The 24,378-nt window shown below is 67.4% G+C and carries 19 protein-coding genes and 2 pseudogenes; 11 read left to right on the top strand and 10 right to left on the bottom strand.

Annotated elements, in window-relative coordinates; all coding sequences use genetic code 11:
- Positions 1-154: 154 nt before the first annotated feature.
- The gene (locus BKG60_RS09870) at positions 155-712 is read right to left on the bottom strand and encodes a hemophore (RefSeq protein ID WP_083650285.1); all 558 of its coding nucleotides are present in this window, start codon (positions 710-712) and stop codon (positions 155-157) included.
- A 269-nt stretch (positions 713-981) separates the two neighbouring features.
- Here BKG60_RS09870 and BKG60_RS09865 point away from each other — a divergent pair, with 269 nt between their 5' ends.
- Together BKG60_RS09865 and BKG60_RS09860 are read left to right on the top strand one after the other, a co-directional pair.
- Positions 982-3,849, top strand: coding sequence for an MMPL family transporter (locus BKG60_RS09865; protein ID WP_070945469.1), 2,868 nt, complete (start codon positions 982-984; stop codon positions 3,847-3,849).
- Between the two features lie 425 nt (positions 3,850-4,274).
- Positions 4,275-4,736, top strand: a pseudogene (locus BKG60_RS09860) (XRE family transcriptional regulator); the annotation flags it as partial.
- A 10-nt stretch (positions 4,737-4,746) separates the two neighbouring features.
- On the opposite strand, the gene BKG60_RS09855 reads toward BKG60_RS09860, so the two are convergent.
- Positions 4,747-5,436, bottom strand: coding sequence for a hypothetical protein (locus BKG60_RS09855; RefSeq protein ID WP_070188454.1), 690 nt, complete (start codon positions 5,434-5,436; stop codon positions 4,747-4,749).
- Positions 5,433-6,041 (bottom strand): hypothetical protein, encoded by a 609-nt coding sequence (locus BKG60_RS09850; RefSeq protein WP_070945496.1) that lies wholly within the window; start codon positions 6,039-6,041, stop codon positions 5,433-5,435. Before BKG60_RS09850 ends, BKG60_RS09855 begins: the two co-directional genes overlap by 4 nt.
- Positions 6,042-6,107: 66 nt before the next feature.
- Here BKG60_RS09850 and BKG60_RS09845 point away from each other — a divergent pair, with 66 nt between their 5' ends.
- Positions 6,108-8,093: a M13 family metallopeptidase gene (locus tag BKG60_RS09845; RefSeq protein ID WP_075909628.1), complete on the top strand. Its 1,986-nt coding sequence runs from the start codon at positions 6,108-6,110 to the stop codon at positions 8,091-8,093.
- 59 nt (positions 8,094-8,152) lie between these two features.
- Here the strand turns inward: BKG60_RS09845 and BKG60_RS09840 are convergent, their stop codons facing one another.
- Both BKG60_RS09840 and BKG60_RS09835 read right to left on the bottom strand, forming a co-directional pair.
- The gene (locus tag BKG60_RS09840; RefSeq protein ID WP_075909612.1) at positions 8,153-9,172 is read right to left on the bottom strand and encodes a L,D-transpeptidase; all 1,020 of its coding nucleotides are present in this window, start codon (positions 9,170-9,172) and stop codon (positions 8,153-8,155) included.
- 142 nt (positions 9,173-9,314) lie between these two features.
- The gene (locus BKG60_RS09835; protein ID WP_075909627.1) at positions 9,315-10,562 is read right to left on the bottom strand and encodes an MFS transporter; all 1,248 of its coding nucleotides are present in this window, start codon (positions 10,560-10,562) and stop codon (positions 9,315-9,317) included.
- A 184-nt stretch (positions 10,563-10,746) separates the two neighbouring features.
- Here BKG60_RS09835 and BKG60_RS09830 point away from each other — a divergent pair, with 184 nt between their 5' ends.
- A complete protein-coding gene (locus BKG60_RS09830; RefSeq protein ID WP_075909611.1) occupies positions 10,747-11,046 on the top strand; it encodes a thiamine-binding protein in 300 nt (99 codons plus the stop codon).
- Here BKG60_RS09830 and ricR read toward each other — a convergent pair.
- Positions 11,043-11,348: a copper-sensing transcriptional repressor RicR gene (ricR, locus tag BKG60_RS09825; RefSeq protein ID WP_070188462.1), complete on the bottom strand. Its 306-nt coding sequence runs from the start codon at positions 11,346-11,348 to the stop codon at positions 11,043-11,045. The two genes, BKG60_RS09830 and ricR, sit on opposite strands and share 4 nt — an antisense overlap.
- Before the next feature lie 134 nt (positions 11,349-11,482).
- Between ricR and ilvD the strand changes: the two genes are divergently transcribed.
- Positions 11,483-13,183 (top strand): dihydroxy-acid dehydratase, encoded by a 1,701-nt coding sequence (ilvD, locus tag BKG60_RS09820; protein ID WP_075909610.1) that lies wholly within the window; start codon positions 11,483-11,485, stop codon positions 13,181-13,183.
- 149 nt (positions 13,184-13,332) lie between these two features.
- Positions 13,333-14,499, top strand: a complete 1,167-nt coding sequence (locus BKG60_RS09815; RefSeq protein ID WP_075909609.1) for an ankyrin repeat domain-containing protein — start codon at positions 13,333-13,335, stop codon at positions 14,497-14,499.
- On the opposite strand, the gene BKG60_RS09810 is transcribed toward BKG60_RS09815, so the two are convergent.
- Both BKG60_RS09810 and BKG60_RS09805 read right to left on the bottom strand, forming a co-directional pair.
- Complete coding sequence (locus tag BKG60_RS09810) at positions 14,471-17,077, bottom strand: helix-turn-helix transcriptional regulator (RefSeq protein ID WP_075909608.1); 2,607 nt, start codon at positions 17,075-17,077, stop codon at positions 14,471-14,473. The two genes, BKG60_RS09815 and BKG60_RS09810, sit on opposite strands and share 29 nt — an antisense overlap.
- Positions 17,078-17,254: 177 nt before the next feature.
- Positions 17,255-17,695, bottom strand: coding sequence for an SPW repeat protein (locus BKG60_RS09805; protein ID WP_070945474.1), 441 nt, complete (start codon positions 17,693-17,695; stop codon positions 17,255-17,257).
- A 136-nt stretch (positions 17,696-17,831) separates the two neighbouring features.
- Here BKG60_RS09805 and BKG60_RS09800 point away from each other — a divergent pair, with 136 nt between their 5' ends.
- The gene (locus BKG60_RS09800; protein WP_070188446.1) at positions 17,832-19,286 is read left to right on the top strand and encodes a hypothetical protein; all 1,455 of its coding nucleotides are present in this window, start codon (positions 17,832-17,834) and stop codon (positions 19,284-19,286) included.
- 57 nt (positions 19,287-19,343) lie between these two features.
- Here the strand turns inward: BKG60_RS09800 and BKG60_RS09795 are convergent, their stop codons facing one another.
- The gene (locus BKG60_RS09795; protein WP_110765147.1) at positions 19,344-20,054 is read right to left on the bottom strand and encodes a TetR/AcrR family transcriptional regulator; all 711 of its coding nucleotides are present in this window, start codon (positions 20,052-20,054) and stop codon (positions 19,344-19,346) included.
- A gap of 91 nt (positions 20,055-20,145) precedes the next feature.
- On the opposite strand from BKG60_RS09795, the gene BKG60_RS09790 reads away from it, so the two are divergent.
- Both BKG60_RS09790 and BKG60_RS09785 read left to right on the top strand, forming a co-directional pair.
- Positions 20,146-21,231, top strand: a complete 1,086-nt coding sequence (locus BKG60_RS09790) for an oxygenase MpaB family protein (RefSeq protein ID WP_070188444.1) — start codon at positions 20,146-20,148, stop codon at positions 21,229-21,231.
- A gap of 1 nt (position 21,232) precedes the next feature.
- Positions 21,233-22,924: an aldehyde dehydrogenase family protein gene (locus tag BKG60_RS09785; RefSeq protein WP_070188443.1), complete on the top strand. Its 1,692-nt coding sequence runs from the start codon at positions 21,233-21,235 to the stop codon at positions 22,922-22,924.
- A 5-nt stretch (positions 22,925-22,929) separates the two neighbouring features.
- Here BKG60_RS09785 and BKG60_RS09780 read toward each other — a convergent pair whose 3' ends face one another.
- Positions 22,930-23,511, bottom strand: a complete 582-nt coding sequence (locus BKG60_RS09780) for a TetR/AcrR family transcriptional regulator (protein ID WP_070188442.1) — start codon at positions 23,509-23,511, stop codon at positions 22,930-22,932.
- A gap of 138 nt (positions 23,512-23,649) precedes the next feature.
- On the opposite strand from BKG60_RS09780, the pseudogene BKG60_RS32835 reads away from it, so the two are divergent.
- Together BKG60_RS32835 and BKG60_RS31935 are read left to right on the top strand one after the other, a co-directional pair.
- Positions 23,650-24,060: pseudogene (locus tag BKG60_RS32835) on the top strand (SAM-dependent methyltransferase); the annotation flags it as partial.
- A 175-nt stretch (positions 24,061-24,235) separates the two neighbouring features.
- A partial coding sequence (locus BKG60_RS31935) for an MmpS family transport accessory protein (RefSeq protein WP_242671594.1) occupies positions 24,236-24,378 on the top strand: 143 nt, incomplete at its 3' end.

Genomic DNA, 24,378 nt, shown 5'->3' with positions numbered 1-24,378 from the left:
ATCGGGTCGGGAGGCCGTCACCCAAACGGTCAACGGCTGAAGGAAAGCTAAGCAGAATCCTCGACGACTTTCCTGCCTTGCACGCAAACCGCCGGTCCGCCTGATGAATCCGCAGTTCAGCGATGTCGCCCACGGCGACGCGACGGCACCCGAGCTAGCGGGTCGATGCCGTCGCGGGACCCGGAAGCGGACCGGAGCCCGCCGTGACGGCCGAGGCCGGCGAGGATTGCGCGGGCACCGCGGCGCGGGGCACACCGACGTTCTGCGCCGAGGGCAGCCCGCCCGGCAAACCACCGGCGGCCGTCCCGCCGCCCTGCTGGGCGGCCTCGGCCAAGCCCATCAGTTGCGGCAGGCTGACCGGCAGTTTGCAGCGGCTGCCCAGGGTGGCCAGCGGCTGCTGCAACCGCTGGATGTCCTTGGCCGCCTGGGGGTTGGCGTCGAAATAGGTCTTGAGCGCGCCGATCGATCCAGGCCCGGCCTGTTGCTGACTGATGGTGGTCAGGGCCTGGTTGGTCTGCGGATGCGTGTCCAGGTAGTTGCCGATGTTGGTGGCCACACTGCCCGCGGTGCGGGCGACCTCGCTGGCGGCACACGGATCGGTCGCAGCCGTGGCGGAGGGGACGACGAGCGCAGCCACCATCGCCCCGCCGGCGCCGGTCACCGCGAGTGCGGCGGCCAGACCGCGGCGCAGTCCAGCGTTGATCGGTTGCATGGGTACTCCTTCAGCGTGGGCCCCGGCGCATACGTCAGCCGGGGTCGTCCTTGGCTATGTCGCCGCGCCGGGCGAATCCGTTAGCACGGCGTTGCCGACGTACCCCGGCAACGCTACGGACGCCTGCTGTGAGATGTCTCAGCGCGATCTCAGAACCGTCAGAGGGCGGGCCACATTACACCGGTGGAGGTACGCTCTCGCTGACACGAGCCAGGACACGCCCAGCCACGTTGGGGGGGAGAAAGCGGGGATCTCGCATCCAGCAGTTCATGATGCGCTTGAGCAGCTATCTGCGCAGATTCCGCTGGGCGGTTTTCGCGACATGGTTGCTGCTACTGGTGCCCTCGATCTACCTCGCGATCAACCAGTCGTCCAATCTCACCGGCGGCGGGTTCGACGTCGAAGGTTCCCAGTCGCTCCACGTCCAGCGACAACTCGAGGAACACTTCCCGGACCAGGGCGCGTCCCCGCTTGCCCTGATCGCGTCTCCCCGCGCCGATGCCTCGTTCCAGGACATGAACTCCGCGGTGGTGTGGCTCGAAAAGGTCGCCGGCGAGGTGCCCAGCGTCAAGATCGTGCCGAATCCTCAGCAGCCGGCCCCGCAGCCCGACCGGCCCTATGTGATCACCCTGCAGCTGGACTTCAACAACACCGGCGCGGTGGACGTTGCCAAGCAGCTGCGCCAGAAAGTCGGTGTGCACGGCGAAGAGCCGGGCGAGAGTGAGAACGGCAGGGTCAAGTTCTACGTCATCGGGCAGGGCGCGCTCGGTGCGGCCGCGACCGAGGCGACCAAGCACGACATCGCCGCCGCCGAGAAATGGAACCTGCCGATCGTCCTGATCGTGCTGCTGGCGGTGTTCGGCTCGCTGGCCGCCGCGGCACTGCCACTGGTGCTCGGCATCTGCACGGTCGTGGTGACCATGGGTCTGGTCTATCTGCTGTCGATGTACACGCAGATGAGCGTGTTCGTCACCTCGACGGTGTCGATGTTCGGTATCGCGCTGGCCATCGACTACTCACTGTTCATCCTGATGCGGTACCGCGAGGAGCTGCGCGCCGGGCGTGATCCGGCCGACGCGGTCGATGCGGCGATGTCCACGTCCGGCCTCGCGGTGTCCCTGTCCGGCCTCACCGTCATCGCCTCGGTCACCGGCATCTACATCATCAACACCCCGGTGCTGGTGTCGATGGCCACCGGCGCGATCCTGGCCGTCTCGGTCGCGGTACTGACCTCCACCACCCTGACCCCGGCCGTGCTGGCGACGTTCGGCAGTGCGGCGGCCAAGCGCTCGTCGTACCTGCACTGGTCCCGGCGCGCCGAGGCGACGCAATCGCGGTTCTGGACCCGATGGACCGGGGCGGTGATGCGTCGTCCGTGGGCTTCGGCCGTGGCCGCGACCATCCTGTTGTTGATCCTGGCGGCACCGGCCTTCGGCATGGTGCTGGGCAACAGCATGCAGCGCCAGTTCGAGCCCACCCACGAGATCCGCGGCGGGGTCAACGCGGCGGCCGATGCGCTGGGTCCCGGAGCCCTGGGCCCCGTGCGCGTGCTGGTGACCTTTCCATCAGGAGACGGAGCCGACGCTACCTCTCCGAACGCCACCGCCGCACTCGACGCGGTGCGCCAGGAGATGACGCGGGCGCCCAACGTGCAGACCGTGCAGCCGCCCGTGTTCGCCGACAACAACACCAGCGCACTGCTGTCGGCGGTGCTGAAGGTCGATCCCGAGGATCTGGCCGCCCGCGAGGCCATCGACTGGATGCGGGACAAACTGCCGCAGGCCGCGGGCTCGGATGCGAGCGTCGACGTCGGTGGTCCGACGGCGCTGATCAAGGACTTCGACGACCGGGTTTCCAGTACCCAGCCGCTGGTGTTCCTGTTCGTCGCGTTGATCGCGTTCGTGATGCTGCTGGTGTCGATCCGGTCGGTCTTCCTGGCGCTCAAGGGCGTGCTGATGACCGTGCTGTCGGTGGCCGCGGCCTACGGCAGCCTGGTGGTCGTCTTCCAGTGGGGCTGGTTCGAGGGGCTGGGGTTCGAAAAGATCAGCTCGCTCGACAGCACCGTTCCGCCGCTCGTCCTGGCGATGACCTTCGGTCTGTCGATGGACTACGAGATCTTTTTGCTGACCCGGATTCGAGAGCGGTTCCTGCAGACCAACAGCACCCGCGACGCGGTGGCCTACGGCGTCAGCACGAGCGCGCGCACCATCACCAGCGCCGCACTGATCATGATCGCGGTGTTCATCGGGTTCGCTTTTGCCGGCATGCCGTTGGTGGCCCAGCTCGGTGTGGCGTGCGCGGTGGCCATCGCCGTCGACGCGACGGTGGTCCGGCTGATCCTGGTGCCCGCGCTGATGGCCATGTTCGACGAGTGGAACTGGTGGCTGCCGCACTGGCTGGATCGGCTGCTGCCCGAGGTCGATTTCGAGAAGCCGTTGGCCAAGGTCGCGGTAACCGACCTGGTGATCATTCCCGACGACATCTCCGCATTGGGGCCCAGCGGTTCCGACCTGCGCATGATGGTCCGCACCGCCGCGAAAATGAAACACCTTGCCCCGCAAACAATCATCGTCACGGATCCGCTTGCCTTCAGCGGCTGCAGCAAACCGTCTTCGCGGCTGGCGGCCCGGCGGCCCGGTGGCCCGAAGCGGTGCCCCGGGGTGCATCCGGTGACGATGTGGCGGGGCCGGCTCTCGGTGGCGGTCGACGCGTTGGAGACCGAGGCAGACGCGGAGCGCGCACCGATGGAGCGGCTCGGCCCGGTCGAGACCACCAATGTGCAACTGCCGACCGGTGATCGGCTGCAGATCCCGACCGGGGCCGAAACGCTGCGGCTGAAAAGTTATCTGATCATGTGCCGTAACAGCGCCAAAGACTATGAAGAGTTTGCTGAACTCGTCGATTCGGTGGAAACCGAAACTGCAGCTCTGGTGTTGTCGGGCATGGACCGGTATTACTGTGGGCAGAACCCGAAGAGCAGATGGGTCGCCACGCAGCTGGTGCGCCGGCTGGCCGACCCGCAGCCGTCCGATGAGCACGACTTCGTGATGTCGGACCCGGATGCAGCTGCCGAATGGGAGAAGGTCAGGCAGCGCTGCCTGTCAGTTGCGGTAGCAATGCTGGAGGAGGCGAAGTGACGTTGGCGCCCGACGTCCGGGAATCGAGGGATGCGCGCATCGCGCGTCGCGACGAGGTTCAGCCGGTGCAATCGTCTGCTCGACGGCCCGGCGCACCACGCGCCCAGGGCGCCCAGCCGCCGCGCACCTCGGCCCAGCGCGCCCCCGTCCAGCGGACGGCCCCGCGCACCGCCCCGCCCCAGCGGTCCGCGTCCGCACCGCGCTCGACGACCCCGCGCACTTCGGCACAAAACAATTCGGCGCAACGCAGTTCCGCACAACGCCCCCAGAAAGCGCCCGCCCAGGTACAACGGAAACAGGAGCAACGCGTTCCTGGGCAGGACACAACGGCACAGCGCACACAGGGGCAGGGCACGCAGACACCACGCACACCGGTACAGCGTTCGCAGCAGCCGGCACAGCCGCGACAACAACGTCCGGCGAAGGCCGCGCCGCAGCAGCGTCAACCCTCATTCGACGACCGGCCGGTCGAGTACTGGCCGACCGCGGCGATCCGCGCGGCCTTGGAGACCGACGACATGGCGGTCTGGCAACGCATCGTCGCCGCGATCAAGCGTGATCCGTACGGCCGCACCGCCCGCCAGGTCGAGGAGGTGCTGCAGACCGCCCGCCCCTACGGCGTGTCCAAGGCACTGTCGGAGGTCCTGGTGCGCACCCGTGAGCACCTCGAGGCCACCGAGCGCGCCGAGGTCGCCCACCAGATCCAGGCCATGCTGCGCCGCTCCGAACTGCAGGCACCCGAATTCGCTTCGCGCTGCGGGGTGTCCAACGAGTCCTTCGCCGACTACCTGGAGGGCACCGTCAGTCCGCCCGCCTCGCTGCTGCTGCGCATGCAACGGCTCTCGGACCGGTTCGCGAAGCTCGCCGCGCAGCGCTCCGCGAAGTAGTCGCCTGCGCTCAGCGTGAGTGCAATGGCGTGACGTTGTCGACGAGCCAGCGCCCGTCGGTCTTGCTCAGTGCCACCCGCAGTGCCATCACCGCGTTGTCGGTGGGTTTGCCGGGCGCGCTCTGAGTGCCGCGCAGGACGACGGCCACACTGGCCACCTGCGGACCCAGCGCCTCCACCCCCGCCGAGACGGTGGAGGCGGTGGCCGATACGTTCTTACTCGCCAATTCCTTTGCCACGTTGGCGAATTCGTTCTTGAACTGCTCGGCCTGCTGCGGCGACATCATCGCTGTCGCGCGGTCGATCGAGGCGGTCGGGCTCTGCGGACTGAAGGTGGCGGTGGCCTCCGAGACGCTGCTGGCGATCCGCACCACCTCGTCGCGGTCGTTGTTGAATGCGCGATCGGGCACGGTCCAGCGCAGGTACCCCACCGTCACCGCGGCCACCACGGCGGCCGCGGCCACACCGGCGACCGCGAGCCGCAGCCCGGGGCCGTCGTCGTCGGTGCCCACGGTCACGCCGTCGCGACGCGCCAGCACGACGTTGACGATGACGCCCTGCACGATCAGCAGGCACAGCACCGAGCACAGCGAGACCCACCACAGCGGCCAGGCCAAGGCAAGGCCGATGTACGCCAGCGCCGCAATCGCTGCCAACGGGGCGGCGACGTCAAAAGCGAGGACCCGCAACCGGTTTCTCATCGGATCGGCTCCAACCGCGAGATCATCAGGGTGCCGTCGACGTCGGACACGTCCACCCGCAGGGTCCAGCGCACGGTCTGGGGCTTGTCGGTGCCGGCGTTCTCGCTGACGGAGGTGGCCACCACCAGCACGGTGTCGGTGCGCGAAACCATCCCGGTCAGCTCGGGCTGGGGCTCCGGCATCGGGCGGCCGTCCGGACCTGGCGGCGGGTGATAGAGCGACTCGATGGCCACCGAGTCGATCTGGCCGGTGGTGCGGGCCTGCAGCCGCTGCACCAGGTCGCGGTAGGGCTGCACGGCCGCGTCGAAGTCGGAGTTGAGCTGGCCGACGGTGCCCTCGCGCAGCTTCTGCATACCCGCCTCGACGGAGTCCTTGTTGATGTTGATCAGGATGTTGGTCCAGTCGGCGGCCGTCCGCAGCACCCGGGTCTGGTAGGCCCGCTCGTCGGACTCGCTGTGATGGCCGGACCACACCATGGCGCCCAGGACCACCGCTACGACGGCGATCACGCCGGCGACGGCCGAGGCGAAGCCGAAGCCGGTGAGGACACCGTCGGAGTGATCGGCTGTGCTGTCCTTGCTGTCCTTGCTCGGCGCCTCAGGCATGGCCGTGAGGGTACCGGCAGCCAAACCGTCCGAGTGCACCCGCGGCCTTCTGGAAGAATGTCACCGGTGACGGTAGAAGCCATCAAGTCGGGTATCGACCTGAACCATGTCGACCCGCAAGCCCGCCCGCAAGACGACCTGTTCGGCCACGTCAACGGCCGCTGGTTGACCGACTACGAGATTCCCGCCGACCGCGCCACCGACGGCGCCTTCCGGCTGCTGCACGACCGCGCCGAGGAACAGATCCGCGATCTGATCACTCAAGCGGCCGCATCGGAGGCCGCCACCGGCACCGACGAGCAGCGCATCGGCGATCTGTACGCCAGCTTCATGGACGAGCAGACCATCGCCACACGTGGTCTGGCGCCGCTGCTGGCCGAGCTCGCCCTGATCGACGGCGCCGCCGACAGTGATGCGCTGGCCTCGGTACTGGGCGGGCTGGAGCGCACCGGGGTGTCCGGCGGGGCGGGGGTGTACGTCGACACCGACTCCAAGGATTCGACGCGCTACCTGCTGCACATGAGCCAGTCCGGCCTCGGGCTGCCAGACGAGTCCTATTACCGCGACGAGCAGCACGCCGAGATCCTGGCCGCCTACCCCGGTCACATCGCCCGGATGTTCGCGCTCGTGTACGGAGACGGGGCCGGTGATCCCGCCGACATCGCGGCCCGGATCGTGGCGCTGGAATCCAAACTGGCCGCCGCGCACTGGGATGTGGTCAAGCGCCGCGACGCCGACCTCACCTACAACCTGCGCACGTTCGCCGACCTGTCGGGCGATGCCCCCGGGTTCGACTGGACCGGGTGGCTCGGTGCGCTCGGCACCACCCCCGAGAAGGTCTCGGAGCTGGTGCTGCGCCAGCCTGACTATGTGACGGCGTTCGCCGCGCTGTGGGCGAGCGAAGACCTCGAGGATTGGAAGGCCTGGACGCGCTGGCGTGTCATCCATTCGCGCGCCGGGCTGCTCACCGATGAGCTGGTGGCCGAGAACTTCGACTTCTACGGCCGCACCCTGAGTGGCACCGAACAGAACCGGGACCGGTGGAAGCGCGGCGTCTCCCTGGTGGAGGGCCTGATGGGTGATGCCCTGGGCAAGTTGTATGTCGCGAAGTACTTTCCACCCGAGGCCAAGGCCCGGATGGACGAGTTGGTGGCCAACCTGCGCGAGGCCTACCGCGTCAGCATCGGCGATCTGGACTGGATGACGCCGGAGACGCGGGCCAAGGCGCTGGTGAAGCTCGACAAGTTCACCCCCAAGATCGGCTATCCGGCCCGCTGGCGGGACTACTCGGCGCTGGTGGTCGAGCGGGACGACCTGTACGGCAACTACCGACGTGGCCATGTGGTGAACTCCGACCGCGAGCTGGCCAAGCTGGGCGGTCCGGTGGACCGCGACGAATGGTTCATGACGCCCCAGACCGTCAACGCCTACTACAACCCGGGCATGAACGAAATCGTCTTTCCCGCAGCCATTCTGCAACCCCCGTTCTTCGATGCCGAGGCCGACGACGCGGCCAACTACGGCGGTATCGGTGCGGTGATCGGGCATGAGATCGGCCATGGCTTCGACGACCAGGGCGCCAAGTACGACGGTGACGGCAACCTGGTGGACTGGTGGACCGATGCGGATCGTGCCGAATTCGGGGTCAGGACAAAGGCTTTGATCGATCAGTACGAGAAGTTCACCCCGCGTGGGCTGGACGGCCCACACCATGTGAACGGCGCGTTCACGGTCGGGGAGAACATCGGCGACCTCGGCGGGTTGTCCATCGCCCTGCTCGCCTATCAACTTTCATTGAACGGCGAAGAAGCGCCGGTGATCGACGGCCTGACCGGCGTGCAGCGCGTCTACTTCGGTTGGGCGCAGGTGTGGCGGACGAAATCTCGTGAGGCCGAGGCGATCCGGCGGCTGGCGGTGGACCCGCACTCGCCGCCGGAGTTCCGCTGCAACGGCGTCATCCGCAACATCGACTCGTTCTACGAGGCGTTCGAGGTGGCCGAGACCGACGAGCTGTACCTGGAACCGGGCCAGCGGGTCCGGATCTGGAACTAGCCCCGCACACAACAAAACCCCTGCCGACGGGCAGGGGTTTTGTTGTATCGAACATTCGTCTAGAACATCTGCCAGTCGGAGGCACCGTCCGGCGTGTTGTACCAGCCTCCACCGGTGTTCTTGATCACCACCGGATCCCCGCTGCCGAAGTTGTCGTAGAACCACTTGGCGTTCTCGGCGCTGAGGTTGATGCAACCGTGGCTGACGTTGGTCTTGCCCTGCTGGGCGACCGACCACGGGGCGCTGTGCACGAAGATGCCGCTGTTGTCGATGCGGACGGCATCCTTCACCTTGAGCTTGTAGCCCTCCTTGGAGTCCACCGGCACACCGTAGGTCGAGGAATCCATGACGATGTCGGGGAACTTCTCCAGCACGTAATAGGTACCGTTCTTGGTCTCATGCTTGCCGTCGGGCTTGCCCATCGACACCGGGAAGGTCTTCTCCAGCTTCCCGTTACGCATGATCTCCATCTGGTGGGTCTTGTCATCGACGGTGGCCACCAGGTAGTCGCCCACCCGGAAGCTCGACTTCGTGCCGGCCGCGTCGATGTTCACCACCGTGTTGGACGGCCAGAAGTCTTGCGGGCGCCAGCGCAGCTGGGTGTCGGTGACCCAGTAGAAGCGGCCGGCCACCGGCGGGTTGGAGGTGATCCGGATGGCGTCCTGGGCCATCTGGCGGTTCGCGATCGGCCGTTGGAAGTTGATGTAGATGGGCTTGGCCACACCCACCATGGACCCGTTGACCGGGTTGAACGACGGCGGCACGAACGGTGCCTCACCGGTGAACGGTTCGGAGCTCTGCCCGGGCGCGTCGCCCTCGGTGAACGGAACGGTCGGGGAGCCGTAGTTGATGATCGGCGCGGGTGTCGTGGGGGCACCTGGAGCGGCGGCGGCCGGAGCTGCCGGGTCGGCGGGCAGCGGGGGGATGTACGCGCCCGGCGGGGGGCCCGGGACCGCGGGGTCGACGGGTGCCGGCGGCACCTCGGGGTCCGCGTAGGCGGATGGGCTGAGCACCATTCCACCCACCACTCCCGCGGCGATGAACATGGTGATCAGTCGACGTTTTGCCGATTTCGGCATGAGTAACCTCCAGACAGCACAACTCGCTCCAGTGTCTCACAGCGCGGTGAGCAGCTACTGCCGCGAGAAGCCGTCAACCCCCGACAATCACCGATTCCACGGCGCTGAACTGCGCTGTTTATCGACTGTGAGCGTGCTCGCGTTACTTCTCGGTGGTGGCGCAGGAAACTGTGAACACACCGCGAGTCGACGCGACACCACCCAAGGCGACGATGATCAGCAGCGCAGCAGCACTGACGGTCGGGGCGGCACCGCCGTAGTCGTAGATGCCGCCACCGATCAGTGCACCGCCCATGATGCCGACCTGGAAGGCCGCGACGTACCGGCCCGATGCGCCGTCGGGATCTTCCGGCGAGGTCCGCATCGCCGATGCCTGCAGCATCGGTGGCAAAGCTGTGGATGCCGCGCCCCAGATCACCACTGCCACCGCTCCGAGCACCACAACAGACAGACCGGACCACGATTGGACGGCGAGCACCGACAACGTCAGCAGCGCGGCGGCCAGTGCGCCCAGGCAGCCCAGCACCGAGGCTTTCGGCCACAGGTCCAGGGGCCGGGCCATGGCCGCCATCCCAGCCAGACCGGCGATCCCGAACCCGGCCAGCAGCCACGCCAGATGCGGGCCGTGTATCCCGACCACGTCCCGGATGATCACCACGATGAAGGTGAAGGCGATGAAATGCCCGGTGACACCGATCAGCGTCAGGCCGGACAGGGCGAGCAGACGGCGGTTACGCCGGTGGCCGTGCCTCGCCACCGCCGCCTGAGCCACGCCGGTGACGGGCGCGAGCGGCGGCAGCAGGGTCCACGCGGCCGTTGCCACGACGGCCGCGGTAATGGCGATGACCGCCACGGCCTGCCGCCAACCCCACATCGTGCTCAGCGCCGCGGCCAGTGGGTTGCCCACCACCAGAGCCAGACCGGTGCCCACATACACCGCCGCGGTCGCCCGGCCTGCGTGGCTGGCCGGGACCAGACGGGCCCCGATCGGCGCGATCACCGACCACATCAGCCCATGGGCCAGCGCGCACAGCACCCGCCCGCCGGCCAGCACCGCGAAGTTCGGCGCGAGCGCCGAGACCACCTGGGAGACCGTCAGGCACACCAAGGTGGCGACCAGCGTCCGGCGTCGCGGCCAGCGTGCCGTCAGCCGGACCAGGGCGACCGTGGTGAGCGCGGCCACCAGGGCGTAGCTGGCCATCAAGGTGGCGACCAGGCCCTCACTCACCTGAAGATCGGTGGCGATCGCCGGCAAGGCACCGACGGGAAGCATCTCTGCGGTGACGTAGACGAACGCCGCCGCGGCGAGCACGGCGAGTTGCGTGGCAACACGTGGTGTCCACGGGCTGGTGGGGGCGGAAAGCGATTCGCCGGTGACGCTGAAGGTCATGCTGAAGTGCCACGGTAGTGCCATATCGCTGCCGTGCGTGGTTGCCGAACCGTGCGGATGCGCAATGGTTGCAAGCAAGCACGAGGCAGAGTTCGACCTCGTGAGCCCGCGTTCGTAACGCCATGGCGGGATTTCGGCGCTCTGGCCGCCACAACGTTACGAACGCGAGCGCACAATCGATTCTGTGATTGTCGCGTTCAGCATCAGCCCGACGGGCGGAGATGAAACCGGAAGCGTCGGCGCCGCGGTGGCCGAAGCGGTGCGGGTGGCGCGGGCTTCGGGCCTGCCCAACGAGACCAATGCCATGTTCACCAACATCGAGGGTGAATGGGACGAGGTGATGGCCGTGGTGAAGCAGGCCGTGGAAGTGGTGGCCGCGGTGTCCCCGCGCGTCAGCCTGGTGTTGAAGGCCGATATCCGTCCCGGCTACACCGGGCAATTGACCGCGAAGGTCGAACGCATCGAGCAGGCGCTGGGCGACTAGGAGCGAACGAGGCGGGCGATCGCGGCCGACGCCTCGGCAAGCTTGGCTTCGGCCTCATCCCCGCCTTCTGAGACGGCCTGCGTCACACAATGGCCTAGGTGCTCGTCGAGCAGGCCGAGCGCCACCGACTGCAGCGCACTGTTGACGGCGCTGATCTGGGTGAGGACGTCGATGCAGTATTTGTCCTCGTCGATCATCTTGGCGATGCCGCGGACCTGTCCTTCGATGCGGCGCAGCCGTTTGGCGTAGTTGTCCTTCTGCGCCGAGTAGCCGTGTGCACCCGAGTTGTCAGCCGCGTCCATAGCACCCATTGTACGGGTACCCCAGTGGGGTATGCATGCCGCTTCGGCCGGGTCGCCGACGTGATCACCACATACCCCCAGAAATCGCGGAAAGAATTTGGGCGGCTAACTAACCCGGAGGCATACTTACCTGCATGTCTTCCCACCAGCCCGATATCAAGCCCCGCAGCCGCGACGTCACCGACGGTCTGGAGAAGGCCGCTGCCCGCGGAATGCTCCGCGCGGTAGGGATGGGCGACGACGACTGGGTCAAACCCCAGATCGGCGTCGGGTCGTCGTGGAACGAGATCACGCCGTGCAACATGTCGCTGCAGCGCCTGGCCCAGGACGTCAAGGCCGGTGTGCACGAGGCCGGCGGATACCCGCTGGAGTTCGGCACGATCTCGGTGTCCGACGGCATCTCGATGGGCCACGAAGGCATGCACTTCTCGCTGGTCTCCCGTGAGGTGATCGCCGACAGCGTGGAAACCGTGGTGCAGGCCGAGCGCCTGGACGGCACCGTGCTGCTGGCCGGCTGCGACAAGTCGATCCCCGGCATGCTGATGGCCGCGGCCCGCCTGAACCTGGCCTCGGTGTTCTTCTACAACGGCTCGATCATGCCGGGCGTCGCAAAGCTCACCGATGGCACCGAGAAGGAAGTCACGATCATCGACGCCTTCGAGGCGGTCGGCGCGTGTGTGCGCGGGCTGATGTCGCGCGAGGACGTCGACATCATCGAGCGGGCGATCTGCCCGGGTGAGGGCGCCTGCGGCGGCATGTACACCGCCAACACCATGGCCTCGGCAGCCGAGGCACTCGGCATGTCGTTGCCGGGCAGCGCATCTCCGGTGGCGGTGGACAAGCGTCGCGGCGAGTTCGCCCGCCGGTCGGGTGAGGCGGTGGTCGAGATGCTGCGCCGCGGCATCACCGCACGCGACATTCTCACGAAGAAGGCCTTCGAGAACGCCATCGCCGTGGTGATGGCGTTCGGCGGATCCACCAATGCCGTGTTGCACCTGCTGGCGATCGCCCGTGAGGCCGAGGTCGAGCTGACGCTTGCCGACTTCACCCGAATCGGCGAAAAGGTGCCGCACCTGGCCGACGTGAAGCCTTTCGGCCGCCACGTGATGAAGGACGTCGACGAGATCGGTGGCGTGCCGGTGGTCATGCGTGCGCTGCTGGATGCCGGCCTGCTGCATGGCGATTGCCTGACCGTGACCGGCAAGACCATGGCCGAGAACCTCGAGCACATCGCTCCCCCGGACCCGGACGGCAGGGTGCTGCGGGCGATGAACGACCCGATCCATCCGACCGGCGGCATCACGATTCTGCACGGCTCGCTGGCGCCGGAGGGAGCCGTGGTGAAGTCCGCAGGCTTCGAGTCCGACGTGTTCGAAGGCACCGCAAGGGTTTTCGAGCGCGAGCGGGCCGCGCTGGACGCACTGGAGGACGGCACCATCACCCATGGCGATGTCGTGGTGATCCGCTACGAGGGCCCCAAGGGCGGCCCGGGCATGCGCGAGATGCTGGCCATCACCGGCGCCATCAAGGGTGCCGGGCTGGGCAAGGACGTGCTGCTGATGACGGACGGCCGGTTCTCCGGCGGGACGACAGGCCTGTGCGTCGGGCACATCGCCCCCGAGGCGGTCGACGGCGGCCCCATCGCGTTCGTGCGCGACGGTGACCGGATCCGCCTCGACGTCGCCAACGGCACGTTGGACGTGCTGGTCGACGAGGCCGAGTTCGAGGCCCGCAAGGCCGGTTTCGAACCGCTGCCACCCCGCTACAAGACGGGCGTGCTGGCCAAGTACACCAAGCTGGTTCAGTCCGCCGCCGTCGGCGCCGTCTGCAACTAGCCGTCCATGAGCCGGTAGAGTGGCGTCGGGCGTGCAGGAACGCCCGACGTCCGCTCGAAGAGGCCAAGCCTCCCTGCACACTGAGTTGCCTCGTGACCGACCTCTTCTCAGCCCGATTCGCGGACGCGGGCGTCTGAGAGGAGGCCGCCATGGCCAGCCGTCTACCGAGCAATCCCTCGATCGACCACCTGCGCGTCGAAGCCCGCGCGCTGCAACGGACGAACCGGATCCCACTACACGAAGCCCAGTTCACCGTCGCCCGTGACTACGGTTTCAGCAGCTGGCCCAGGCTCGTGCACTATCTCCGGGACGCGGCCGAGCTCAGCGTCGATCCCGGCGCACTCGACGAGGACGCGCTGCACTCCGCGGACCGGTTCTGCTCGTGGGCATCGTTGCGCTACGACGAAACCGACGCACCACCACGGTGGGACTCCGCCGCGACCCTGCTGGCGGCCGAACCCGACATCGTCAACCGCCACATCTGGGCCGCCGCGTCAGCCGCTGACCCTGCGGCGCTGGCCCGTCATCTGACCAGCCGGCCCGCACCTGCGAACACCGCCGGCGGGCCGTTCGGCTGGGTTCCCCTGATGTACCTGTGCTATTCGCGAGTTCCATCGGGTCGCACCGCCGACGAGGTCCTCGCAGCCGCGACGCTGCTGCTCGACGCCGGCGCCGATCCGAATGCCGGCTACCTCTGGTGCGGGCTGTCGACGCCCTTCACGGTGCTGACAGGCGTGTTCGGCGAGGGTGAGCAAGGGCCACGGCGTCAGCCTCGTCATCCATTCGCACCAGAACTGGCCACCTTGCTGTTGAACAGCGGCGCGCATCCGGCCGACCAGCAGACGTTGTACAACCGGATGTTCCGCGCCGACGATTCGCACCTGGAACTGCTGTTCGCCCACGGCCTGGCCGATGCCGGACGGAGCCCGTGGGAGATCAGGCTGGGTGAGGCCATGGAAACCCGCGCCGAGATGTGGAGACGCCAGATCAGCTGGGCCGCCGAGCATGGCTTCACCGGTCGGCTCGACCTACTCGCCAGACACGGAATCGACGTAGCCGGGGTAGAGGTTGTCGCACCGGTGTTTCCCGACGATCCGAACGCCATCGATGACGAAGGCGCGACGGCCCTGCACCACGCCGCCTGGTCCGGTGACATCGAGCTGATCCGGCGGCTCCTCGACGCCGGGGCCGACCCGAGCGTCACCGACAGAACATTTGGCTCAACTCCGCTGGATTGGGCCGAGCATGCCTACCAGACCGAGGCGGCCGCACTACTCAGAGGCGGCGTCACAGCCCCTTCGGACCGCGACGGATGATGGCGGCGAGTTGTTCGCGTGAGCTTGCGCCCACCCGCTGACAGGCCCGGTAGAGGTGGCCTTCCACGCTGCGCACCGACATCACCAGGCGCTCGGCGATCTGCTTGTTGCTCAGGCCCGCTACTACCAGTTCGACGATCTCACGCTGTCTTCCGGTCAGCGGCTGCCCGGCCGGATTGCGCAGTGCCGGTGTGCACAGCCCACCGCATTCGTCGGCGCCCGCCTGCGCCACGGCCGCCGCATAGGCACTGCGCTTGCCCTGACCACGGCGACCGAACGCCACCGCGGCCTGCGCGGTGGCGTCGGCGGCGGTGGCCCGGTCACCGATCGCCCGGTAACCCTCTGCGGCAGCGAGCAATCCGGCACCGTCATCGGCCGCCAGTGCCTCGACATGGCAAGCCACGGTTTCAGCCAGGGGTAGCTTCAGTGTGTCCGCGAGTTCGCGGGCGCGCGCAGCCCCGGCGGTGTCACCCCACTGCGCGGCCGTCTGCAGGCACAGCAGTTCATGGGTGGGCTGTTCACGCTGCGCCGCAACCCGGCCCGCTTCGCGCACCACGTCGATCGCGTCGGTCAGCGCGCCACCGGCCGCCAGCGTCCACCCGGTGGCCACCGACATCGCGGTACCCATGAACACATACTCCTCGGGCACGCACTGTCCTACGCCGGCCAGCGCTTCGGTTGCCGCGGCGGCCTGGCCGAGTTTCGCGTACGCCTCGGCCAGTGCGAAACAGCTGGCGATACGCAAACCTGTTGTTATCTCATGCGTTTCAGCACCGGCATAGGCCTCATGCAGGTGTTTGACGGCAGCGGCCAGATCGGCGCGGACCAGTTCGGCGTGGCCGAGCAGATGAGCGAGGTTGGCGTACACGAGGCCCGGCACGTCGCGCGCCGACTCGTCCAGCCGGGCCGCCATCGCCGTCACGTCGTCGATGCGCCCGGTCAGCCGGCAGGCGCGGCCGTGGACGGCGCCGAACCAGAATCGCATGGGTGAGGACTCGAACGAGGTGTTGGCCCTTTCGATGGCCTGCTCGGCGAGTGTGTTGATCTCGTCGACGTGCCCGAGCGCGCCGAAGGCCATCATCAACGCGATCGAGGCCATCATGGCGTGCAAATCGGGTAACCCACCGGAATCCAGGGCGACTCTGGCTTTTTCCTCCGCACTCACGCAGTGGCCGAGCACGGCATCGACGCAGGCCTCGATGGCCAGGCGCTCCATCCGTTGCTGGTCGGATTCAGCTGTGCCGGAAAGCTTTTCCAAGATCAGGCGGGCGTCGAGTGGCCGGCTCAGCATCCAGGCCAGATTGGCCGCCCGCACCGTCGCCCAGTGGTGGCTGTCCGGCGCGCCGTCGGCGCTGATCTCGCGCAGGACCGCCTCGGCCTCGTCGCCCCGGCTCAGCAGGAGCAGCGTCATCGCCCGCATCGGTGCCGCCTCGGGTGCACCGCATTCAGCTGCGGCAGCGGCGAAACGGTTCGCGGCATCGGGATCGAGGAGGACCGCGGCGCACCTCGCCGCCGTCAGATACAGCCCCGGATCCGGTGGCAGGTCGGAGTTCAGCGCCAGCAGGGCCCGGCGCACCGTGGCGCGCATGTCCTCATCGGGCTCCGAAGCCAGCCGGTGCGCGAGCTTCCCACGGATTCTCGACAGGTGCATCTCACCGGCGGTGGCCCGGCGCAACTCGCCGTACAGCGGATGCGCCAGGGTGGCCATCAGACTGCGGCCGGCACGTTCGACGGTGATCAGGTGCATCTGCTCGGCGGCTTCGAGATCTTCCTGCTCGACCAGGTCGAGCAGGACGTCGACGCTCAGCGGCTCGCACTGCGACAACATGTCGAGCACCAGCGCCATGCCGGGTTCGAGTTCACCCAACCGTCGCCCGACCATGTCGGTGATGCTCTGGGACACGGCCACGTCGCCGTCCCACATCCACACCCCGGCGGATTTGCGCATCCGCCCGGCAGCGATCTGGTCTTTCACCAACTGCAGCAGGTACAGCGCGTTGCCTCCGGTGAGCTTCCAGAACCGGCGCGTACTGCGGCTGTCCACCGGCCCGGCGACCGCCATCTCGAGCAGAGCGCAGGCCGCGGTGGCAGACAGCGGTTCGAGGTCGATCCGGTCGAGCAGACTGTCCTTCCACAAGGCGGTCACCGCGTCGGGTTCCGGCCTGCCCGAACGCGCGGTGACCACCAGACGCACTCCCTGGGTCTGGGCCAGCTGGTGTACGACGTGTGCGGACAGTGGATCGAGCAGGTGGGCGTCGTCGATGCCGATGACGACCTTGCCCATGCGCTGCTGCGCCACGAAGGAATCGATCACGCGCCGCACGTCGGGCAGCGGATCGCACATGCTCTGGCTGAGGGATCCGGTGAACGCCCCGAGTGGGATGGCTCGCGCGGATTCGGTGCCGACGAACCAATTGGTGCGGTGCCCGGACGCCGCGGCGTGGCCGAGGGCTTCGCGGGCCAACCGGGTCTTGCCGACGCCGGCGCTGCCGACGATCACCACGCCGTGGTGGGTTCCCGGCCCACCAAGGCAGCGACGGATCGTCGCCAGCTCTTCTTCCCGCCCCGCCAGCTTCATGTCAGCAGTTCGCGCCCACCATCGCCGTCGTATGAAGTCCTGCGATTGCCCAGGATATGGCGCAAAACCCGGCCCGGGGCGTGAATCGATGCATGACGCCGCCGGCGGGCCAGGTCCCGGCACAGGTGTCCCCTCCAGCCGGACAACGGCTGGCACGTCAGCCGCGTCTACTGGCGGTTAGGTGTGCGCCACTTCCGAATTGCGCACCCGCATCCCGAAGTACATCGCGTTGAAGCCCAGCACCATCACGAGCGCACCGCTGATCACATGCGACCAGATCATGCCGGCAGTCGGTCCGCTGACAAACACCCACGGCGAGATGATCAGCCACACACCGAAGATCGGCAGTGTCCAGGTCATGCCGTGGGCACGGTCCAGCGCGAAGCTGAAACACATTGACAGGAACGCGATCGCCCCTCCGACGATCAGATCGTTGACCGTGAGCCTGTTGAAGGCGTCGAAGCCGACGATCCAGGGTGACAGCGCGACGTACATTGCCGTCAGCAACGTCAGGCCAAAGGTGACCTGCGCGGCCATCGACTCTGCGACACGGTCATAGCCCGCCCGTAGGGCCATGATGTCCGGGTGTAGGTCGATTGATGAATGGACTGTACTCATTTCTTATCCTTTCCGTTACCCGGCAAGGCGTTTGGGCCATGCCGCCCCCATCCATCACTTCTCAGATTACGCCGCAAACCCGATGATGGCGGCCGCCGCGGGCAGGCCGTCACGGGCGCCAAGTACAGTCATCTCAATGCGGTGGCGCAGCAACGCGCGAACAGATGACCCCACCGGCGCACGGCAGCAACTCGGCTGGTTCGCAACGCTGTTCGCGATGGCGTTGGCCTTCCATTACTCCGACAGCCAACCCCTCGCGGTGGCGCCGGCGTTACTGGCCGGACTACCCGCACTGCTCTTTCCGGGCTCGGTTCCGGCCGCCGGCCTGGCGGTGGCGGCCGGGGCCACCGTAGCCGTGCTGAATCTGCCCGCCGCGTCAAACCATCTGGTGCTGAGCTTGCTGATCGCCGTCGCGCTGGGCACCGCGGCCGTGTGGTCGTGGGCCATCCGGAACCGGCCCGGGGTACCCGAGCGCTTCGTCGTGCGCTGGCTGGACACTGCGCGCACCCCGGTCGGACTGGTGTTGCTCGTGGTCTATCTGTTCACGGTGTTCGACAAGCTGAACACCGCCTACTTTTCCCAGGGAACGTCGTGCGGCGGCGAACTATTCGGCCAGATTTTCTGGCTCAACGGCTTCGACGACGTGGTGCCGGGTCCGACCGTCGGGCAGTTGGTCGCCATCGTGGCCGTGGTGATCGAGGCCGTCATCCTGGTGTTGCTGGCGGTGCCGCGCCTGCGTTTCTGGGGCGTTGCGATCGGTGTGGTCTTTCACTCGATACTGGCGCTGTCCTCGTTCTATGACTTCGCCACGATCGTGTTCGCGGTCTATGTGCTGTTGGTTCCGGCCGAGTCGTTCACCACCCCGGCGGCCCGAAGCACCGCCCTGCGATACGTCGCGCTCACAGGCTTCGCGGGCCACGTGCTGCTGAGCGTGGTGTCGAGTTCGGCCGAATCGCCGAGCAGCCCGATCGGTCTGCCGTGGCACACCTTGTTCGTCCTGACCTGGTTCATCGCCGTGCTCCCGTTCATGGTCGCATTGCTGCGCGGCTACCGCGGCGCGCAGGCAGCCGGCGTCTCCACCCCGGCCTGGCGGTTGCGTCCCCTGGTGCTGCTCCTCGCGCCGTTACTGGCGTTCGCCAACGGGATCACGCCGTATGTGGGGCTCAAGACGGTCGCGAATTTCTCGATGTTCAGCAACCTGCACACCGAAGAGGGCAGCACCAATCACCTGCTGCCCGGCGTCACCGGCCTCGAGCTGACGGGTTACCTGCGTGACACCGTCACCGTGGTCGGGCTGGAGTTGCCCCGGTATGCGGGCGACACGACTTTCCTTCGGCGGCAAACCCGTTGGCTGTCCGAGGACCCTCCGGTCCGCATTCCCTGGCTCGAGTTGCGGCGCACTGTGGCACTGTGGCGGGACGCCGGGCTGACCGGCGTCCGCATCGCCTATCTGCACGACGGGCCACCGCGCGTGGTCGACGACGCCACGAACGATCCCGTGCTGGCAGCACCGCTGCCGTGGTGGCAGCGGCATCTGCTCGCCTTCCGCGCCGTCGACTCAGGTTCGGGCTCCGACGTCTGCCGCTGGTAACCGGCACCGCGACCGTGTGTGTCTGTCCGCCGCCAGGCACGCTCGCGCTGCGAGGGATCAGGCGGTGACGCGGTGGGGGTCGCGGTAGGTCTCGGCCTGCGCGGCGATCGCCTCGGGGGTGGGTAACGGCTCGGCGCTGTCCACGTACACCCCGCCTGCGCGCAGGGTGTCGTCGACCAGCAGCCAGATCCACCGGACCAGGTCGGCCACCAGCCGGTCCTGCGCCGTCGACCCGGGTTGATCGAGCCACCGGCCGGTCGTCGATTCGACCAGCCCGACGATGGCGAAGGCCAGCGGCTGCGGATCGGTGTCGACACCGAAAGCGTTGAGGTACACCGTGAACAGCACACCGAGCTGGGTCCCGATGGTCAGCCTGATGTCAGCGATGGCATCGGGTGCCGAGCCGTCCTCGCCGAGTGAGCACCGCGCCAGGTAGCGGTACAGATTGCGATGCTCGACGAGGAATCGCACATGGGCGCCCACGCTGGCCTCGATGATCTGGGCCATCGAGCCGTGCGGCGTCCACAGGGGTGCGAGTTCGGTGGTGAGCATCTCGGCCGCCCGTTGCGCGATGGCCCGTTGTAGATCGGCGGCACCGGCGAAGTGCCGGTAGAGCTTGGTGCGGGTGACACCGACGTGGGCGGCGATCTGTTCGGTCGATGCCTGGGGTCCGTGTTCGGCGATCGCGGCAAGCGCGGCGTCGACGAACTCGGCCCGCCGCCGCTCCCGCTGGCCCGCCCATCGGCCGCGCCTCACGACTGGTTCCACAGATACACCCTAGCCAATCGAGTGGTACATGTCGTACCATTCACCTAACTGGTACATCTTGTACCACTTAATTTCGAAGGGAACGAGGCAGATGAACGCGTTTAGCGCAGTGCGCACCGCAGCAGGCCTGCCGGCGGTCGCCGAACCTTTGGCGCCCGCCGAGGACTACGGCTTCTTCGGTCCGGATTCAGTCACCTGGAAGGTGTGGAGCTACCCGACCTCGCTGCTGATCGGCTTCTCCCGGGCGGTCACCATCGAGCACCTCGACCCGTTCCTGGCCGCCGCGGTCGACGCCACCGGGCAGGTCTACGCACGCACCCGGTTGCGCTACGACCGGACCATGCAGTACTTCGCCCTGGTGGCCTTCGGCGACGCCGAATCGGTCCTGGACGCCTCAGAGATCCTGGTCAAGATCCACTCGAAGGCGATCGGTACCGAGCCGATCACCAAACGGCCGTTCGACGCCAACGATCCGCACTCGCAGCTGTGGATCCATCTCACCGCGTGGCACTCGATCCTCTACAGCTACGAGATGTTCGGCCCGGGCAAGCTCTCGGCTGCCGAGGAGAGCCAGTACTGGGAGGAATGCGCGCGGGCAGCGGAGTTCCAGACCATCAATCCCGACGACGTTCCGCGCACCCGCGAGGGCATCCGCCAGTACTTCGAGGATTTCCGGCCCGATCTCGTCGGATCCGAGGTGGCCCAGCGGATGATGGACTACCTGGTCGACCTGGGCTATCACATCCTGCCCGAGCGGATGCCGCGCTGGCTGCGCAAGGCGTTCAACATCCCGATGCGCGCCGCGATCATCGCCACCATGCCGCAGTGGATGCGACGGTTGGGCGGCATCCCCCAGAACCGGATCGCCGATATCGCGGCCCGCGCGCTGGTACGTCCCTTCCTCAAGGCGATCGCCGCCAATCCGCGGTTGGAACTGGCGATGCTGGACCTGACAACGCCGCACACCACCCCTGTCGTCGGCCCTGCCCTGATGGGCATTCCGGCCAAGAACACCGTCACCTACAGCCCGGCCGAAGCCAGGGCCAAATGGAGCCGGACCACACCGTTCGAGCAGTACGCTGCGATTGTGGCCAAACGGGAGTCGGGCGAAGGCCCGGCCCCGTATGCCCACAACCACCACGACGCACTGGTGCAATTCGACAAGAGCGCGAGCTGACATGACCGAAACGCAGATCGACGAGGCCCTCGAAGAACTCGTCGAAGGCGAAAAGACCTGGGCTTCCCTGTCATTGGCGGCCCGGCGCGGACTGCTCGACGAGGTCCGCGCCCTGGCGGTACGCCACGCCTCCGAGTGGGTCGACGCCGCAGTCGGCATCAAAGAACTTGATCCCGCCTCCCCGCTGGTCGGCGAGGAGTGGATGTCCGGGCCATACTCTCTGGTGGCCGGGCTGGCCGCACTGTCGGAGAGCCTGGCCAAGCTGGAAGCAGGGCGCAGCCCGCTCGACGGGGCCGAGTTCGGCTACGCCTCGGGCGGCCGGACGACGGTAAAGGCCTTGCCGCTCAACACCTTCGACCAGCTGCTGCTGTCCGGGTTCAGCGCCGAGGTGTGGCTGCAGCCGGGCATCGAGAAGGCCGAGGCGATCCGGTCGGCCGGCCTGGCCCAACGCGACCCATCGCGCACCAACGGCGTGGGCGCGGTGCTGGGCGCGGGCAACATCTTCTCGATCGCCCCCCTGGACACCATCTACGAGCTCTACGCCAACAACCGCGTGGTGGCCCTCAAGCTCAACCCGATCACCGATCCGCTGCTACCGGTGCTGACCAAGGTGCTGGCTCCGTTCATCGCGGTCGGCGCGGTACGCATCCTGACCGGCGACGCCGAGGCCGGCACATACCTGGTGCGGCACAAGCTCGTCGACCACGTGCACATGACCGGCAGCGCGCTGACGTATGACGCCATCGTGTTCGGCACCGGGGATGAGGGCGCCCGGCGGAAGGCTGCCGACGAGCCGGTGCTCGACAAGGAGATGACCGCCGAGCTCGGCGGAGTTTCGCCGACCATCGTGCTGCCCGGCAACTGGAGCCGGGCCGATATGGAATTCCAGGCCAATCACGTTGCCACCCAACGGTTGCACAACAACGGTTACAACTGCGTGGCCGCGCAGGTGGTGGTGCTGCCCAAGCACTGGGCACAGCGCGACGAGTTCATCGCGGCGATCCGCAAGGCCGTCAACGACGCACCGGCGCGGGCCGCCTACTACCCCGGCTCCGACGTCAGGGTGGCCGGCGCGGATTCGTCGTATCCGGACGCACAGCACCTGGGTCCCAGCGGCGCCCGGGTCCTGGTGGTAGATCCGGCTGACCGCGAAGCGTTGTTGCGCACCGAGTATTTCGGTCCGGTGCTCGGCGTGATCGAACTCGACGTGCCCGACGATCAGTTCGCCGAAGAGGCGGTGCGGGTCGCCAACGACGAGTTCGTCGGCACCCTCGGGGTGAACATCATCGCCCACCCGGACACCCTCGCCGGCCTCGGCGAGCAGTTCGACCGCCTGGTCGGGCAGCTGCGCTACGGCACCATCGCGATCAACGCGTGGACCGGCGTCGGCTACCTTACGCCGACCGCGACCTGGGGTGCATTCCCCGGGCACAGACGCAATGACATCCAGAGCGGAACCGGAGTGGTGCACAACGCTTTTCTGCTCGACCGTCCGGAGCGCACCGTGGTCCGCGGCCCGTTCCGGCCCGCCCCGAGGTCGGTGTTCCGCGGCGAGTGGTCGTTGTCGCCGAAACCGCCGTGGTTCGTCAACAACCGCACCGCTGCGACGACGGGCCGGCTGCTGGTGGATTTCGCCGGAGCGCCCGGGTGGGGCAAGTTGCCCGCGATCTTCGCGTCAGCGCTTCGGGGTTAGGCGCGTCAACCGGAGGCGAGGGGGGTTGCCGGCGCGCGCAGCAGCCGCTGCGCGCAGTCCAGGAGCACCCGGTGCAACTCCTCGTCGCTGACATCGGTGAGGACCGGATCGGTTGCGCTGCCGTAGACACCGGCGGCCAATACCGACATACAGATCCGGTCGGCGGTGTCGGGGTCGGGGCCCAGCAGGATCCCGGTGAGCCGCTCGATCGTGTCCTGAAGTTCGTCTCGACTGTGCACCAGGCCGTCGATGACGGGATCGCCGTGGAACACCGCGGTGACGCGGCGATGCCGTACGGCCATCTCCACCATTCCGCTGACGGCCGCCTCCCGCCGCGCCTCGGGCGTGGACATCGCCTCGGCGATGCGGACCAGCCGCATCATGTCGTCGAAGACCGGCTGGATGACCGCGAGCGCGATCTCGTCCTTGGAGTGGAACTGGTAGTAGACCGCGGCCTTGCTGACGCCCAGCCGGTCGGCGATCATCTGCAGGGACGTGCCCTTGACTCCATGCTCGGCGAACAGGCTCAACGCCGCCTCCAGCACGCGTTCGCGAGCAAAGCCACGCGGCGCAACAGCCTTCGCCACACCTGTCCCTTCGTCGCGCTGAGCGTACCCAACGCGGTCTAGATCACAGCGTCAATAGCCAAACTAACTTGATTGAAGTTAGCCGACTGTATAGGTTTCACTTTACATCCGGCAAGGAATCTGCGGGGAGGAGTGCTGATGCCAAGCTCATGCCTGGCGCCACGGGCCGACCTCCTCGACACCTACCTGATGGCGGCCGCGGAAACCGGCCTCGAACAGGTCGTTTTCCTGGCGTCCGACCTGGACCCGCGTCCTTATCAACTGCCCTGGCCCATCGGCACCACGGTGTTCGTCGTAGACAACCCCGCGATCCTCGAGGTCAAGACCGACGCCCTGGCGGGCACCACCCCCACCGCTACCGTGCACGGCGTCCCCGCCGACATCAGCGGAAACTGGCCGGCCGCACTCACCAGGGCCGGATTCGACGCCGACCGGACCTCCCTGTGGAGCGTGGAGGGCGTACTACCCTTCATCCCATTGGAAGAACAGTGTCGGTTGATCGCCGACATCTCCGCCCTGAGTGCGCCGGGCAGCCGGCTGATCTCTGAGATGTCGGCCAGTCCCTTCCGGGACGATTCCGGCGGGGAACTCCCCGCGGACGTCGACGTAGAAAGATGTTGGCGGGAATCCGCCGACACCGACCCGATCACGAAGTGGCGATGGAGCTGCGCAGCTAGCCGGTACGTCACCGCGTACCTGACCTCCGAAAGGCCCACCAGCGAATATGAAGCTGTTGAGACGGTTCTGGATTCCGTTGATCATCGCCGCAGTGGTGCTGGTCGGCGGCTTCACGGTGATGCGGGTTCGCACGTTCTTCGCCGCAGGCGACGGCACCGGCATCTCCAGCACCAAGGTCGATGACACCAA

The sequence above is a fragment of the Mycobacterium syngnathidarum genome (assembly GCF_001942625.1).
GTDB classification, from domain to species: Bacteria; Actinomycetota; Actinomycetes; order Mycobacteriales; family Mycobacteriaceae; genus Mycobacterium; species Mycobacterium syngnathidarum.
The sequence above is the reverse complement of the archived record's forward strand: the minus strand, read 5'-3'. Positions and strand labels throughout refer to the sequence as shown.

Excerpts from the sequence above, each read along its gene's own strand:
- ricR (WP_070188462.1), bottom strand. The coding sequence starts at position 11,348 with ATGGACGCGGCTGACAACTCGGGTGCACACGGCTACTCGGCGCAGAAG.
- BKG60_RS09865 (WP_070945469.1), top strand. The coding sequence starts at position 982 with ATGATGCGCTTGAGCAGCTATCTGCGCAGATTCCGCTGGGCGGTTTTC.
- BKG60_RS09785 (WP_070188443.1), top strand. The coding sequence starts at position 21,233 with ATGACCGAAACGCAGATCGACGAGGCCCTCGAAGAACTCGTCGAAGGC.
- BKG60_RS09805 (WP_070945474.1), bottom strand. The coding sequence starts at position 17,695 with ATGAGTACAGTCCATTCATCAATCGACCTACACCCGGACATCATGGCC.
- ilvD (WP_075909610.1), top strand. The coding sequence starts at position 11,483 with ATGTCTTCCCACCAGCCCGATATCAAGCCCCGCAGCCGCGACGTCACC.
- BKG60_RS09810 (WP_075909608.1), bottom strand. The coding sequence starts at position 17,077 with ATGAAGCTGGCGGGGCGGGAAGAAGAGCTGGCGACGATCCGTCGCTGC.
- BKG60_RS09835 (WP_075909627.1), bottom strand. The coding sequence starts at position 10,562 with ATGACCTTCAGCGTCACCGGCGAATCGCTTTCCGCCCCCACCAGCCCG.
- BKG60_RS09840 (WP_075909612.1), bottom strand. The coding sequence starts at position 9,172 with ATGCCGAAATCGGCAAAACGTCGACTGATCACCATGTTCATCGCCGCG.
- BKG60_RS09790 (WP_070188444.1), top strand. The coding sequence starts at position 20,146 with ATGAACGCGTTTAGCGCAGTGCGCACCGCAGCAGGCCTGCCGGCGGTC.
- BKG60_RS09850 (WP_070945496.1), bottom strand. The coding sequence starts at position 6,041 with ATGCCTGAGGCGCCGAGCAAGGACAGCAAGGACAGCACAGCCGATCAC.
- BKG60_RS09855 (WP_070188454.1), bottom strand. The coding sequence starts at position 5,436 with ATGAGAAACCGGTTGCGGGTCCTCGCTTTTGACGTCGCCGCCCCGTTG.
- BKG60_RS09800 (WP_070188446.1), top strand. The coding sequence starts at position 17,832 with ATGCGGTGGCGCAGCAACGCGCGAACAGATGACCCCACCGGCGCACGG.
- BKG60_RS09815 (WP_075909609.1), top strand. The coding sequence starts at position 13,333 with ATGGCCAGCCGTCTACCGAGCAATCCCTCGATCGACCACCTGCGCGTC.
- BKG60_RS09870 (WP_083650285.1), bottom strand. The coding sequence starts at position 712 with ATGCAACCGATCAACGCTGGACTGCGCCGCGGTCTGGCCGCCGCACTC.